The 14460-nt window shown below is 72.1% G+C and carries 10 protein-coding genes; 5 read left to right on the top strand and 5 right to left on the bottom strand.

Features of this window, described 5'->3' with window-relative positions:
* Positions 1-612: 612 nt before the first annotated feature.
* Positions 613-1458 carry a DoxX family protein gene (locus HNP84_RS24015; RefSeq protein WP_185052133.1) on the top strand — a complete coding sequence of 282 codons (846 nt, stop codon included), beginning with the start codon at positions 613-615 and terminating at the stop codon, positions 1456-1458.
* Positions 1459-1539: 81 nt separating this feature from the next.
* Positions 1540-2727, top strand: coding sequence for a low temperature requirement protein A (locus HNP84_RS24010; RefSeq protein WP_185052132.1), 1188 nt, complete (start codon positions 1540-1542; stop codon positions 2725-2727).
* A 12-nt stretch (positions 2728-2739) separates the two neighbouring features.
* On the opposite strand, the gene HNP84_RS24005 is transcribed toward HNP84_RS24010, so the two are convergent.
* The 3 genes from HNP84_RS24005 to HNP84_RS23995 form a co-directional block, all read right to left on the bottom strand.
* On the bottom strand, positions 2740-3765 hold the full coding sequence (locus HNP84_RS24005; RefSeq protein WP_185052131.1) for a LacI family DNA-binding transcriptional regulator: 1026 nt from the start codon (positions 3763-3765) through the stop codon (positions 2740-2742).
* Positions 3762-6584: a glycoside hydrolase family 3 protein gene (locus HNP84_RS24000; protein WP_185052130.1), complete on the bottom strand. Its 2823-nt coding sequence runs from the start codon at positions 6582-6584 to the stop codon at positions 3762-3764. The genes HNP84_RS24005 and HNP84_RS24000 overlap by 4 nt, the downstream gene beginning before the upstream one ends.
* A 174-nt stretch (positions 6585-6758) precedes the next feature.
* Positions 6759-7976, bottom strand: coding sequence for an ROK family transcriptional regulator (locus HNP84_RS23995; RefSeq protein WP_185052129.1), 1218 nt, complete (start codon positions 7974-7976; stop codon positions 6759-6761).
* 252 nt (positions 7977-8228) lie between these two features.
* Here HNP84_RS23995 and HNP84_RS23990 point away from each other — a divergent pair, with 252 nt between their 5' ends.
* The 3 genes from HNP84_RS23990 to HNP84_RS23980 all read left to right on the top strand — a co-directional run bounded on the left by HNP84_RS23990 (position 8229) and on the right by HNP84_RS23980 (position 12032).
* The gene (locus tag HNP84_RS23990) at positions 8229-9917 is read left to right on the top strand and encodes an extracellular solute-binding protein (RefSeq protein ID WP_185052128.1); all 1689 of its coding nucleotides are present in this window, start codon (positions 8229-8231) and stop codon (positions 9915-9917) included.
* A gap of 208 nt (positions 9918-10125) precedes the next feature.
* Positions 10126-11115, top strand: coding sequence for an ABC transporter permease (locus HNP84_RS23985; RefSeq protein WP_376771953.1), 990 nt, complete (start codon positions 10126-10128; stop codon positions 11113-11115).
* Positions 11112-12032 carry a carbohydrate ABC transporter permease gene (locus tag HNP84_RS23980; protein WP_185052126.1) on the top strand — a complete coding sequence of 307 codons (921 nt, stop codon included), beginning with the start codon at positions 11112-11114 and terminating at the stop codon, positions 12030-12032. The genes HNP84_RS23985 and HNP84_RS23980 overlap by 4 nt, the downstream gene beginning before the upstream one ends.
* Here the strand turns inward: HNP84_RS23980 and HNP84_RS23975 are convergent.
* Together HNP84_RS23975 and HNP84_RS23970 are read right to left on the bottom strand one after the other, a co-directional pair.
* Complete coding sequence (locus tag HNP84_RS23975) at positions 12029-13624, bottom strand: penicillin-binding transpeptidase domain-containing protein (RefSeq protein ID WP_185052125.1); 1596 nt, start codon at positions 13622-13624, stop codon at positions 12029-12031. The genes HNP84_RS23980 and HNP84_RS23975 overlap by 4 nt on opposite strands.
* A gap of 110 nt (positions 13625-13734) precedes the next feature.
* Positions 13735-14301: a hypothetical protein gene (locus HNP84_RS23970; RefSeq protein ID WP_185052124.1), complete on the bottom strand. Its 567-nt coding sequence runs from the start codon at positions 14299-14301 to the stop codon at positions 13735-13737.
* Between the last annotated feature and the right edge of the window lie 159 nt (positions 14302-14460).

Genomic DNA, 14460 nt, shown 5'->3' with positions numbered 1-14460 from the left:
CGCATGCCGATGGCCACCTCCCGCACGACACCCGTGACCACCTCCCGCACAAGGCCCAGGGCCGCCTCCCGCACGACGCCCGTGGTCGCCTGCCGTATGGGCGGGATCCGCGTCGGTTTCGGGGGCGGCGCTTCGGGGTTGGGGCATGGCGGTGGTCCCGCCTTCTGCTGCCCTCCGACGGGAGGAGGCGGCTGCCCTCGGGCGGGAGGAGGCGGCGTGCGCCGGGGGCGTGGCCCGGGGGCGGTGCCGGGTCTGGCGGCGGGTGTGATCTGGGGCCCCTCGCAGTCCCTGTCCACGATCGCCATGGTCCGTGCGAGATCACGGATTGGCCAGACCTCGGACATATCTGTATCTCTCTAGAGAGGTCGTCACCATGCGGTCACACTTCGCGTACGACTGCAAGTTTCGGGGGTTGCATATGGGGCGAATCCCCTGATGTCGCCCGTGGTGAGGGCGGGATGGCCTAGGCTGCCACGGCGACCGGCGGCCCGGAGCGGTGCGGGAATTCGAGATCTTGGTGAGGTTTCCGCCACGTTTACGTGAGGTTTGGAATCGCTTCTGGAGGTCACAGGGATATGGGCAACTCGAACCGGGCGAACCAGAATGAGTGACGTGCGACAAACCCTTCACGATCTTGCCGCGCTCGCCGCTCGCATTGGGGTGGGCGGCATATTCTTCGCCAACGGGTGGCACAAGCTGGAGGCCGGCCTGACCGCCACCGGCGCGCAGTTCGCCGCCCTTGACGCGCCCGGTCCCGGGGGGATCTGGGCGGCGGCGACCATGCTCACCGAGCTCATCGCGGGCGCGATGCTCGTGGCGGGGCTGGCCGTCTCCGTGTGCGGGCTGCTGCTGTTCGCCGAGGCGCTGGCGGTGTTCATCGTCACCAGCGGCGACCAGGGGCTGCCGCTGACGGGTGGTGACGTGAACCTCATCGTGGCGCTGGGCGCCGCCTCGATCCTGCTGTCGGTCGGCGGGGCCGGGCGGTTGTCGGTGGACCACATGGTCGTGATCAAGCGGCGTGAGGCGGAGGAGGCCGAGAACTTCGCCGCCGAGGCCGAGGCCGACGATGTCATCGCCGCCCTGCGCGAGCCGAAGGAGCAGCGGCGGGGCGGTTCCCCTGGCGTCCCCGGCGCCCCCGGCGCCCCCGGTGCCCCCGGTGCCCCTGGTTCCGGCGGTTCCGGCGGTTCTCGTGGGTCCTCTGGTTCTGGTGGGTCTTCTGGGGCGGGGAGTGGTGAGCGGCCGTCGTCGCTGCGGCAGGAGCCGCCCGCTCCCACGGCTCCGGCCGCCGACGCCGAGGCCGACGCCGATACGGCCGAGATCCCCAAGCGGCGGCGCGGGCGTACCCGGGCCGAGCCCGCCGGGGACAAGGACGCCGGGAGCAAGGACGAGGTGCCCGCGCCCGGCGACACGCTCGTGGCGGGGCGGCGCGAGCCCCGGGCGGGCGGGAAGGCGCGCTGACTCCTCGGGGCCGCGTCGCGTTCGCGGGCCGCATAACTCCCGTATGCCCGTGTATGCCGGGAAGACAGGAGAATGCAGGGCATGCGCCTCCCAGCATGGTTCGCGGAGCGGGCCGGGCCCGTACCGGAGGAGTCCGAGATTCGGGTCTCCACGCTTGAACTCTTCTTCGACCTGGTCTTCGTCTTCACCATCACCCAGCTCACCCACCTGCTCGTGGTGGGGTTCGGGGAGGACGGCCACGGCACGGGGCACGCCGTGCCGATCGGCGAGAGCGCCCTGCGGGTGCTGCTCGTCTTCGGGGTGATGTGGTGGATGTACAGCGGGTACGTGTGGCTGACCAACACCATCCCCCCGGCACGCCCCGCGCGCCGCGTCCTCATCCTGCTCGGCATGGCCGGGTTCACGATCATGGCACTGTCGATCCCGACCGCCTTCGACGGCAGCGGGGTCGCGTTCGCGATCGGCTACCTGCTGCTGGTCCTGGTGCACGCCGGGCTCTACCTCCAGGCGACCGCCGCGATCGTCAGGGTGGTCCCGTTCAACCTCGCCGCGACCGCGCTCATCGGCGTGGCGGGCTACCTGCACGGCCCGTGGAACTACGTGCTGTGGGCGGCGGCGCTCGTGCTGGTGTGGGGCAGCCCGTACTTCATCGGGCAGAAGGGCTTCCCGCTGCGGGCCGAGCACATCGTGGAGCGGCACGGGCTGCTGGTCATCGTGGTGCTCGGCGAGTCGATGCTCGCGATCGGCATCGGCGCGGCCGGGCTGGCCGTGGACTGGGGGCTCGGGCTGGCCGCGGTGCTCGGGCTGGCGCTCGGCGCGGCCCTGTGGTGGGTCTACTTCGGCGGCGACGACGAGGTCCGGGCGGAGCACGCGCTGCGCGCCGCCGGCCAGGAGCGGCGGACCCGGCTGATCCTCGGCGCGTACTTCTACGCGCACATCCCGATGCTGCTGGGCGTGATCGCGGTGGCGGCGGGGATCAAGAAGCTGATCGGGCATCCCCTCTCCGGGATGAAGCCCGCCGCGGCCGTGGTCCTGGCCGCCGGGGTGGCGCTGTTCCTGGCCGGCGACCACTGGTACCGCCGCCTGCTCGCCATCCCCCAGGGCGGGCAGCGGGCGCTGGTGGCGGTGGCCGCGCTCGCCACGATCCCGCTCGGCCTGTGGTCCGGCATCGTCCAGATCGCCGTGCTGGTCGCGCTGCTGGTGGCCATGCTCGCCCTGGAGGGCCGCCGGGAGCGGGCGGCGGTCACGGACGTGGCGGCAGGCCCCTGAGCGGCCCCGGCGTCACGCCCGGGGCGCCGTGCTCTCCCTGACGGTCAGGCGGGGTTCGAGCAGGGTCGCCTCGGGCACCTCGCGGCCGTCCAGCTTGGCCATCAGCAGTTCGACCGCACGGTGCGCCACGTCGCCGGCCGGGATCAGCACCGAGGTCAGCGGAGGGCTGGCGCGGTCGGCCACGTCGTCGGGGCAGATCGCGACCACCGAGACGTCCTCGGGCACCCGCTTGCCGAGCACCCGCAGCGCGCTCAGCACATGGCCGACCGCCGCCTCGTTGTGCACGATCAGGCCGGACAGGCCGGGCATCCCGGAGCCGGGCTCGAACAGCGCCTTCACCTCGCCGAACACCTCGTCGAAGGTCTCCTCGCAGGGCAGCGCCGCGCCGGTCTGGCCGTGCGCGCGCACGGCGGCGGAGAACCCCTCCCGCGTACGCCGGGCGAAGCCGGTGCCGCGCTCGTAGACCACCGCGGGCGCGCCGAGCAGCGCGATCTCCCGGTGCCCCAGCTCGGCCAGATGGTCCACGCACAGCGCGCCCGCCCGCGCGAAGTCGAGGTCCACGCAGGTCAGCCCGGCCGAGTCGGCGGGGAAGCCGATCAGGACGCTGGGCTCGGCCAGCTCGCGCAGCAGCGGCACCCGCTGGTCGTCCAGTTCCACGTCCATGAGCACCAGCCCGTCCACCAGGGCGCTGGCGGCGACCCGGCGCAGCCCGTCGGGGCCCTCGTCGGCGGTCATGAGCAGCACGTCGTGGTCGTACTGGCGGGCCGTGGTGACCACGGAGGTGGCGAACTGCATCAGCACGGGCAGGTGCATGCCGGCGCGCAGCGGCAGCACCAGCGCGATCACGTTGGCCCGCTTGCTGGCCAGGGCGCGGGCGCCCGCGTTGGGGTGGTAGCCGAGCACCCGTACGCTGTCGAGCACCCGCTGCCGGGTCGTGGCGGAGATCGTGCGCTTGCCGCTGAGCACGTACGAGACGGTGCTGACCGCGACCCCGGCGTGCCGGGCCACCTCGGCGATCGTGACGGCGCGGCGGCTCACGGACGTACCCGGGCCGGGTGCAGGGTGAGCGCGCTGAGCGTCACGCCCTCGTTCTCGAACACGACATAAAGATCGTGGAGTCCCTCCGCTCCCGCAACCGAGCACGGTATCTCGGCCGGGGCGTGGCGGTGGCGGGTGCGCGGCACCGGCACGGTGGCGGCGACGTGCCCGAACAGCGGGTCGTCCAGCCGGATCGTGACGACGGCGCCCTCGGTGCTGGCCGCGGTGATCACGCAGTGCGCCGCGCCCTCCCCGAAGTCCACCTCGCGGAAGCCGATCCAGCTTCCCGCGGCCTCGGCGCGTACGGCGTCGCCGCGCTCCTTGGCCGCGTCCACCAGGGCGACGCCGTCGTACTCGTCGTTGTCGGCGGCGGCCAGCGGCCGGGCGTACGGGTCGCGGGGCGGGATGCGCTCGCCCGGCACGTGGAACGGCGCGGACAGGCGGATGTCGCGGGCCGAGCGGCCGGCCATGAGCTTGTGCGGCGCGTCCTCGACCACGAACCGGCCGCGGGTGACGTCCCAGAAGGCCAGGTCGGCGAGGTCGATCTCGATCGTCACGGTGCGGCTCTCGCCCGGGTCCAGGCGCAGCCGCTCGAAGCCGCGCAGGCGGCGCAGCGGCTGCTTGACCCGGGAGCGCTGCTGGTGGGTGTAGAACTGCACCACCTCGACGCCGGGGCGGTCGCCGGTGTTGGTGACGGTCACGGTGCCGATGACCTTCTGGCCGTCCACGGTCGCGGTGATCCCGGAGTACTCGAAGGCGGTGTAGCTCAGGCCGTGCCCGAACGGGTACAGGGGTGCGCCACGGAAGTACAGGTACGTCGCGTCGGCGGCGATGATGTCGTAGTCGAGCAGGTCGGGCAGTTCGCAGGCGGCGCGGTACCAGGTCTGGGTGAGCCTGCCGCCGGGATCGGCGTCGCCGTAGAGCACGTCGGCCAGCGCGTGGCCGTACTCCTGGCCGCCGTGCGCCGACCACAGCAGGGCGGGCAGGTTCTCCTCGGCCCAGGTGACCGCGAACGGGTAGCCGCTGCTGATCACCAGGACCGTGGCGGGGTTGGCGGCGTGCACCGCGCGCAGCACGGCCTCCTGGGCGGCGGGCAGGTCCAGCTCGGTGCGGTCCTCGGTCTCGCGCCCGTTGACCAGCGGGTGATCGCCGGCGACGACGATCGCCACGTCCGCCTCGGCCGCCGCTGCCGCCGCGCGCTCCGGGCCGCTCGCGACCAGTTCGGGGGTGAGCACGGCCGCGGCGTCGGCGTCGTCGGTCAGCCGCAGCGTGCCGCCCTCGGCCGTGACGTAGCGGCCGGTGGAGATGTGCCGCAGGGCCAGCGCCCCGCGCGAGCGCTCCTCCAGCCGGAACGTCTGGCGCACCTCCCAGCCGTTGGGCCCCGGCTGGTCGTTGACCAGCACGCCGTCATCGCCGGCGGAGACGTACCTGCCGTTGGCCGCGGCCCGCAGCGCGTACGCGCCGCCGCCCCAGTCGAACAGGTCGAACCAGCTCAGCTCGGGCCGGTCGGCGACCGGCCCGACGACCAGCGGCGCCCCGACGGGCTCCTCGCCCGCCAGGACGTGCCCGTCGGGGGTGTGCAGCGCGATACGGTCCACGCCCTCGCAGAACACGGTCTCGCCGCGCTCGGCGAGCCCCTGCCGCGCGGTCACGGCGTACGGCAGGGTGCCGCTGTACCAGTCCTCCATCAGCGTGTCGGCGAGCTGCCCGATCACCGCGACCTTCACCGGCGCGCGCAGCGGCAGGATGCCCTGGTTCTTCAGCAGCACGAACGCCTGGGTGACCGCCTCGCGGGCCAGTCGCTGGTGCTCGGGGCTGTTCACCACGGCCTCGGTGACGTCCTCGTACGGCTCGGCGGGGTCGAACTCGCCGAGCCGCAGCCGGATCGACAGCGCGTGGCGCACGGCCGCGTCGATGTCGGCCTCGGTGAGCAGGCCGCGGTCGAGCGCGGCGGTGATGTGCCGGATGGTCTCCTCGGGCCGGTCGTCGTCCTGGGTGAAGCTGTCCACGCCGGCCTTGATCGCGTGCGCGTACGCCGTGGGCGGGTCGGCGTGGTAGCCCTGCAACGCCGTGAGGTTGCCGGGGGCGTACGCGTCGCTGACCACCAGGATGTCGTCGGGGGCCCAGCGCCGCAGCACGTCGCCGATCAGCGGGCTCAGGTGCGCGGGCCGCCCGTTGACCAGGTTGTACGACGGCATCACCGCGACCGCGGCGCCCGATTCGAGCGCGGGGCGGTAGGCCGGCAGCTCGTACTCGTGCAGCACCCGGGGCGGCAGGCCGCTGGAGGTGGTGCAGCGGTCGGTCTCGTTGTTGTAGCCGAGGAAGTGCTTGAGCGTGGGGGCGGTCTTCATCGGCCCGGGGCCCTCGCCGCGCAGCCCCAGCGCGTACGCGGTGGCGAGCACGCCGGTCAGCCAGGGGTCCTCGGAGTAGCCCTCCTCGTTGCGCCCCCAGCGCGGGTCGCGCAGCGGGTTGACCACCGGCGCCCACACGTTGCGCCCCACCCCCTCGGGGTCCTTGCGGTGGTAGGCCAGCAGCTCGTCCGCCGTGGCCGCGCCGACCGCCCGTACCAGCTCCGGGTTCCATGTGCTGGCCAGCCCGATGGCCTGGGGGAAGACGGTCGCGGGGCCGAGCCAGGCCAGGCCGTGCAGCGCCTCGGTCCCGGTGCGGAACGGCTTGAGGCCCAGGCGCTCGACCGGTGCCTGGTACTGGTGCAGGAGCGCGATCTTCTCCGGGAGGGTCAGCCGGCCGATCAGGTCGGCCAGGCGCGCGGCGGGGGCCAGCGCGGGGTCCCGGAAGGTGCCGGACACCGGTTCGTTCATCGGGCCATCCTTACGTCGAAGCGCTTCGACGATCCTGCGAAAAGGAGCGCCTCGATCGAAGCGCTTCGAAGACGTACGAGAAGATTTCGGCGGTGTTAAATCCGGAGTTTTCATGAACTGTGCACTGTGACGCGCCGCGGGTCAACCCCCCGTGAAACTTTCACGGGGGGAGCCTCACCCCCGGTGCGGCAGTCGCCCGGAGTCGACCGAGTCGAGCACCCTGGCGGCCCCGCCGAGCGCGGCGGCGCCGTAGCCCAGCGTGCTGGCGACCAGGCGGCAGCCGCCCGCCTCGGGGGCGATGGTGCGGCGGCGGATCTCCGCCTCGGCGGCGGGCAGGAGCCAGGGGGCCAGCGGCACGTAGTAGCCGCCCAGGACCACCACCTCGGGGTTGAGCAGGTTGGCGATGACGGCCACGCCGCGGCCCAGGTTGCCGCCCACGCCCGCGAGCATGCCCAGCGTGGCGCGGTCGCCGGCGCGCGCCCGGCGTACGACCTCGTCCAGCTCGGGCTCGACCTCGGCGGGCGAGACGGGCGCGCCCTGCGCGTCGCGGCCGACCACCGCCCCGATGCCGGCCACGGCCTCCAGGCAGCCCACCCGCCCGCAGCGGCACTCGGGGCCGCCGGGGTCGATCTGGATGTGCCCGAACTCGCCGCTGTAGCCCTGCCCGCCGCGGCGCAGCCGCCCGTCGAGGATCACCCCGGCGCCCACGCCCACCTCGCCGGTCAGGTAGACGAGGTTGCCGATGCCGCCGAAGGGGCCGAAGCGGTGCTCGGCCAGCGCGCCCAGGTTGGCGTCGTTGTCCACCTGGACCGGGAAGCCGGGGTCGCGCAGCGCCTTGGCCAGGTCGCCGGCCAGATCGACATCGCGCCAGCCCAGGTTGGGGGCCAGGCGCACCCGGCCGTCCACGCCGACCAGGCCGGGCACCGCCACGGCCAGGCCGAGGACCTGGCGCTCCTCCTTGACCATGCGGGCCACCGCGCGCCGGGCGAGGCGGGCCACCTCGGCCACGGCCTGGGCCGGCGTGGCCGCGGGGCCCTGGAACGAACGCCGCCAGGACAGCAGCCGCCGTCCGGACAGGTCCACCGCCACCGCGGTCAGGTAGTCCACGTTGACCTCGATGCCCGCGGCGGCGTACGGCGAGCCGTCGAGCACCAGCATGGTGGCCGGACGGCCGACGCGGTTCTCGGTCAGCCCGGTCTCGCGCACCAGCCGCCGGTCGATCAGGTCGGCCACCAGGCTGGAGACCGTGGCCTTGTTCAGCCCGGTGGACGCGGCGATGTCGGCGCGCGAGCACGGCGCGTTCTCCCGGACGAACCTCAGCACGACGGCGAGGTTGGTGGCCCGGACATCGGTGAAGTCCGCGGGCTGCGGGCCCGTAGTAGAAGTGATCAAGGTCAGCCCCGTTCCCGGTCGGCCAGGCTTGGCCCATCATGCCGCATAGCGTGCCCATGGGTCATTCCGGCGGTCCCTTCACCGACTCGTGGCCCCGGCGCCCGGCACAACGCCGTCGTACGGCTCTTGTGGCGCGGGTCACCCTCGACTAATTTGTTTGGTCGAAAGACGAACTAACTTTACCCCGGAGCCATCCGCTCCCGACACCCCTCACCGCACGCCACCACTGCCTGACTCCAGAAGGAGCGCGCCGTGACCCACCTTCCGTTACGCGCGGCCACGTCCAGGCGCGGCTTTCTCGGCCTCGTCGCCGCCACCGCCGCGGCATCCGGCGGCCTGCTCGCCGGCTGCTCGACCCCCTCGACCCCGCGCCCCGGCTCCGGAGGCGCCACGGCCGCCGCCGCCGACAAGCTCAAGTCGCTCGTTCCCGCGTACACGCCCTTCACCGGCGCCAGGCCCGACATCCCCGGCACCGAGTCCACGCTCGAAGGCGTGCCGGGCTACGGCGGCGGCTTCACCGAGTATCCGAGCCCGCTGGCCCAGGCCGTGCCGCAGAAGCTCGGCAAGGGCGGCAGGTACACCGCCATGACCCCGCTGTGGGCCCCGGTCCCGCCCGGCCTGGACGACAACCGCTTCTTCCAGGCGGTCAACGCCGAGATCGGCGCCACCGTGGAGTTCCAGATCGCCGACGGCAACACCTACGTCGAGAAGGCCACCGCCCGCCTGGCCTCCGGCGACCTGCCGGACATCATGGTCATCCCGCAGTGGGAGATCGACAAGATGGCCGACTTCAACGTCGCGGTGGACAAGGCGTTCACCGACCTCACGCCGTACTTGCAGGGCGAGAAGGTCGGGGCGTACCCGCTGCTGGCCAACCTGCCCACGCCCGCCTGGCAGTGGTCGGTGTGGAACGGCAGGCTGATGGCGGTGCCGTTCCCGACGGAGCCGTACCCGTACGCGCTGCTGTACCGCAAGGACCTCTACGACGAGCACGGCTGGCCGCTGCCCAAGACCGCCGAGGAGCTGTACGAGCTGGGCAAGACGATCACCGACCCCAAGGCCAAGCGGTGGGCGTTCGGCGACATCCACGAGATGGTCTGGCCGATCTTCCGGGTGCCGCAGGAGTGGCGCTACGAGAACGGCAGGCTCGTCTACAAGTACGAGACGCCCGAGTGGGAGCAGATGCTCGCCTTCATGCGGCGCCTGTTCACCGAGGAGCTGATCCACCCCAACGTCGTGAGCAGCAAGGGCGCCAACGAGAAGGACCTGTTCGCGGCCGGGCAGATCACGATGTTCCGCGACGGCATCGGCGGCTGGAAGCCGCTGCTGGACCAGAACCGCCCCAAGAACCCCCGCTTCGACATCGGCGCGGTGCCCCTGTTCGCGCACGACGGCGGCACCCCGATCCACTACCACAACACCGCCGCCGGCATCTTCACCTTCCTGCGCAAGGGCCTGACCTCGGCGCAGGTGGAGGAGATCCTCGGCATCCTCAACTACACCGCGGCGCCGTTCGGCACCAAGGAGTACGAGATGTACGTCTACGGCGTCGAGGGCGAGCACTTCACCCGCGACGACGACGGCGTACCGCAGAAGACCGAGCTGGGCCTGAAGGAGGCCGCCGAGACCTACATCTTCCTGGGCGGCCGGCCGCTGGTCACCGACTGGGTCGCCTACCCCGACGCCGTACGGGCCTGCGCCAAGTGGCAGAACGACAGTTTCAGGTACATCCAGCCCACGCCGTTCGACGGCATCAGGGTGCAGCGCCCGGCCAGGATGTCCGGCCTCCAGGTGCCGACGGAGGACAAGTTCACCGACATCATGCGCGGCCGGCGTCCGGTGAGCGACGTGAAGAAGATCGTCGAGGAGTGGCGGCGCGACGGCGGCGACGAGGCCCGCGAGTTCTACATGCGCGTCCTGCGCGACAACGGCCGTGCTTAGCCACGGCGCGCGCCGGGACTCGGAAGAGGGCCGGAGCCCAGAAGAGGGCCGGAGTTCGGGAGAGGAGGCGCGGAAAAGGACCGGCCCGGCGGGTGACCTGACCTCACCCGCCGGGACCGGCACTCAACACGATGACGGCAACGACCCCATCAGCGCAAGTCGGACGCCCACCAAGAGCCGAAAACTCCGGAATTCCAGCGAAAAAACCATCCAGAAGGGCCCGCGCGCCACGCCTCCACACCGCCGCCGAAGCCCCCGGAGCCCTCGGAGTCCCCGAGGCGGCGCCCGGCCGCCGCTGGCCGCCCGCCTGAAACGCGACTGGCCGATGCTGCTGATGGTGCTCCCCGCCGTCGGGCTGCTGGCGGTCTTCTACTACACCCCCATCCTGGGCAGCGTCATCGCCTTCCAGGACTACTCCCCCTATGTCGGCATAAAGGACAGCCCCTGGGTCGGCCTGGCCAACTTCCAGTGGCTGATGCTGGACGCGAGCTTCTGGGACGCCACGCTGAACACCCTCAGCATCACCGCGTTCCAGCTCGTCTTCTACTTCCCGGTGCCGATCATGCTGGCCATCCTGCTGGACAGCATCGTCCGCCCCCGGGTGCGGCTGCTCATGCAGAGCATCGTCTACATGCCGCACTTCTTCTCCTGGGTGCTGGTCGTCTCGCTGTTCCAGCAGATGTTCGGCGGCGCGGGCCTGCTGTCGCAGATCCTGCGCGAACACGGCTACCGCGGCATCGACCTGATGACCAACCCCGACACGTTCATCCTCCTGGTCACCGCCGAGACCATCTGGAAGGACGCGGGCTGGGGCACGATCATCTTCCTGGCGGCGCTGGCCGCGATCGACCAGAACCAGTACGAGGCGGCGGCGGTGGACGGCGCGGGCCGCTGGCGGCGGATGTGGCACATCACGCTGCCCGGCCTGCGCCCGGTGATCATCCTGCTGCTGATCCTCCGCCTCGGGGACGCGCTGAACGTCGGCTTCGAACAGTTCTTCCTGCAGCGCGACGCGGTGGGCCGGGAGGCGGCCGAGGTGCTGGACACCTTCGTCTACTGGCGCACCCTGCTCACCGGCGAGTGGAGCTACGGCGCCGCGGCCGGGCTGGTCAAGGGCGTCGTGGGCCTGGTGCTGATCGTGATCGCCAACAAGGTCGCCCACCGGTTCGGCGAGCAGGGAATCTACCAGCGAACATGACGACACGCGCGTACCGGACGATCCCGGCCTGGGCCGAGCGCCCGTCACCGGCCGGAAGGGCGGCCAAGGCCGCCGTGCTGACCCTGATCGCCGCGGCGATCCTGTTCCCCCTCTACATGGTGACGCTGACCAGCCTGTCCACCCAGGAGGCGGTCTCGGCCGCCGGCGGCCTGGTCACCCGCCCCTCCCCCGGGCATCTGTCCTTCGCGGCGTACCGGGAGCTGTTCGCGGGCGGCGTGGTGACCCGCGCCGTGCTGGTCAGCCTGGGCGTCACCGGGGTGGGTACCGCGATCAGCCTCGCCGTCACGGTCCTGGCGGCCTACGGCCTGTCCAGGACGGGCTCGCTGCTGCACCGCCCGATCCTGTTCCTGATCCTGCTCACCTTCCTGTTCGTCCCCGGCATGATCCCCAGCTACCTGGTGGTCAGCTCCCTCGGGCTGATCGACACGTACTGGGCCCTGATCCTGCCCAGCGCGGTATGGGCGTTCAACCTGGTCGTGATGCGGGCGTTCTTCATGAACATCCCACGGGAGATCATGGACAGCGCCCGTATCGACGGCGCGGGCGAGTTCCGCATCCTGTGGCGCATCGTGCTGCCGATGTCCAAGGGCGTCACCGCCGTGATCGGCCTGTTCTACGCCGTGGGCTACTGGAACGCGTTCTTCAACGCCGTGCTGTACCTCAACGACACCAGCATGTGGCCGCTGCAGCTCGTGCTGCGCCAGTACGTGCTGCAGGGCCAGTCCATCTACGCCGGGCAGAGCGGCGAGAGCATCGTGGCCGGGCAGAACCTGCCGCCGAGCCTGGCCGTGCAGATGGCCATCGTCGTCGTGGCCATGATCCCGGTGCTGTTCATCTACCCCTTCGTGCAGAAGCACTTCACGAAAGGCGTGGTGATCGGCGCCGTGAAGGGTTAGAGGGCCTTGAGGAACTTGGCCGCGATGGGCGCGGCCGAGGAGGCTCCGCTCCCCCCGTTCTGCACGAACACCGCGAACGCCAGCGTGCCCCGGTACCCGATGAACCACCCGTGCGACTGCTGCCCGGCGACCTCGGCGGTCCCGGTCTTCCCGGCGGTGCCGGGCGGCAGGCCGACCCGGGCGGCCGTTCCCTCGGTGACCACGGCGCGCATCATCGCGCGCAAGCCGGCCACCATGCCCTCGTCCAGCGGCACCTCGGGCGCCGCCTCCCCGCCCGGCTCCCCCATGCTCGCCGGCCGCCACACCCCGCTCGCCACCGCCGCCGCCACCTCCGCCATGCACAGCGGGCTGGCCTGCACCGAGTTCTGCCCGATCGCGTCGGCCCCGAGCGCGTCGGCGTCCGGCGCGGGCGCGATCCGGCACGAGCTGAGCCCCGGCTTCACCCGGAACCCGAACCGGCCGGCGGCCTCCGCCCGCAGCAGGTCGCCTTGCAGCCGCTCGTACGCCTGCTGGGCGAAGGTCGTGTTGCACGACAGCGCGAACGCCGCCGCCAGCGAGACGGTGCCGTGGTCGGTGGCGTCGGCGTTGGTGAAGGTCCGCCCGTTGGGCAGGGTGTACGTGGCGGGACAGGCCACCGGCGAGTCGGCCGTGAGCCCGGTGCGCAGCAGCGCCGCCGCCGTGACCGTCTTGAACGTGGACCCGGGCGGATACAGCCCGTTGAACGCCCCCTTGCCGCCCAGCGTGTCGGCGACGGCCCGCACCTCCCGGCTCCCGACGTCCACCGCCACGATCGCCGCCCGCCGCGCCAGCCCGTCCAGCGCCCGCGCTGCCGCCGCCTGCACCGGCTGCGAGATGGTGGTCCGCCGCGTGGCCGGGGTGGGCGCGGGCGACTGCAGCAGCACCTTTCCCGACGGCTCCTCCTCCAGCGCCAGGTCCACCGCCATGCCGTCCAGCCCGGTCACGTAGTCGCCGGCCCGGCTGTCACGGGGGAACGGCGTCCCCTCCATGGTCAGCGTGGCCGGCCGCCGTACGGGCGTCTCCACGATCTTCAGGCCGCCCCCGCCCGCCAGCGACGGATGCATCGTCTCCGGCGCCCACACCACCTTCCACGCGCCCGTACGCCGCCCCAGCCGCAACACCGACGAGAACGGCCACCGCCCCAGCCCGTCCACCTCCCGCACCCCCTCGAAGGGCATCTCGGCGGAGTCGGGCCCGTTCTCCCGGAGCGCCCCCGGCGTGATCAGCAACGACCGCACGCGCAGGTCGGCGTCGAACCGCCGATGCCGCTCCACGAAGTCTCCCGGCGCGTCGGTCACCATCCCCGCCATCGCCGCCAGATCCCCGACCTGCCAGGCCGCGAAGTACGCCGCCGCCACCTCCCGCGCCCCCAGCGTAGGAGTCGGGGAAGGCGAGGGCGACGGCGTACGCGCGACCGTGGCCGCGCTCTCAGGCTCCTCCTCCTGCGCCTCCGACGGCCCCGCCTCCGGCCTCCCCACCACCGCGGCCCCGGGCGCACACGCCAGCCCGTACACCCCGAACGCGACAATCGCCCCGGCCGCCGCCAGCAACGCGACCAACCGCCGATTCGCCATACGGAGCACCCCTGCATCATGGGATCAAATCCGGCGAAAGGATCGTATTCCCCCCACCCACCCCCGCACAGGCGCGTCTTCAATACTCCTGCTCGGATTTCAGAGGCGATCTAGACCGGAAAGGCACGCCGCCGGGGCAGGAACCACAGCGCGGCCACCCCGGCGGCCAGCATGATCAGCGTCCCGATCCAGGCGATCGAGCTGGCGTAGGAGTGGAACTGCCACGCCCACCAGCGGGGGACGCCACCGCCGTGGGCGCCCCAGTACCCGACCACCACGAAATCGGCCAGGGGCAGCCCCCAGGCCAGCGCCCGCCCGAACAGCCGGGCCGAGATCAGCCCGAGCCCGAGGAAGAGCAGGACGTTGCGGACCGCCTCCGCCAGCGTCCCCGCGGTGACATGGCTGCCTCCGGCGTACGTGGCCGCGGCGAAGAGCGTGCAGGACAGCACGGTGAGGAACGCCAGGTGGACGAGTTCCGCCCGCCTCAGTACCGCTGTGGCGGCCTGTTCCAGGGAGGCCATGGAGCTGTGCAGGCTGACCGCGACCAGCACGGCGAACGGGAACGCCGTGTACAGCATGCTGGCCATCGCGACCGATCCGGAGGCCGTGGACGCCGGGATCACCAGCTCCCGGTCAGCGGCGAAGTAGGCCGCCGCCGACTCAGCTCCGGGGGACACCGTGTGTCGATATCCGCCGAGAGCATCGGTCAGGGGCCTGCCTCGATGTCCGGCGCGGTCACGCAGTCTCCGTTGAGCCAGAGCCGGTGGTTTCGGTTGCGTCCGCGCTCACACACCTAGCGGCGAAGGGATAGATTTAACATAGGCGGTAACGAACAT

This window comes from Thermocatellispora tengchongensis (assembly GCF_014202315.1).
Classification (GTDB): domain Bacteria; phylum Actinomycetota; class Actinomycetes; order Streptosporangiales; family Streptosporangiaceae; genus Thermocatellispora; species Thermocatellispora tengchongensis.
This window is presented reverse-complemented; position numbering and strand designations above follow the sequence as displayed.

Excerpts from the sequence above, each read along its gene's own strand:
- HNP84_RS24010 (WP_185052132.1), top strand. The coding sequence starts at position 1,540 with ATGCGCCTCCCAGCATGGTTCGCGGAGCGGGCCGGGCCCGTACCGGAG.
- HNP84_RS23980 (WP_185052126.1), top strand. The coding sequence starts at position 11,112 with ATGACGACACGCGCGTACCGGACGATCCCGGCCTGGGCCGAGCGCCCG.
- HNP84_RS24000 (WP_185052130.1), bottom strand. The coding sequence starts at position 6,584 with ATGAACGAACCGGTGTCCGGCACCTTCCGGGACCCCGCGCTGGCCCCC.
- HNP84_RS23975 (WP_185052125.1), bottom strand. The coding sequence starts at position 13,624 with ATGGCGAATCGGCGGTTGGTCGCGTTGCTGGCGGCGGCCGGGGCGATT.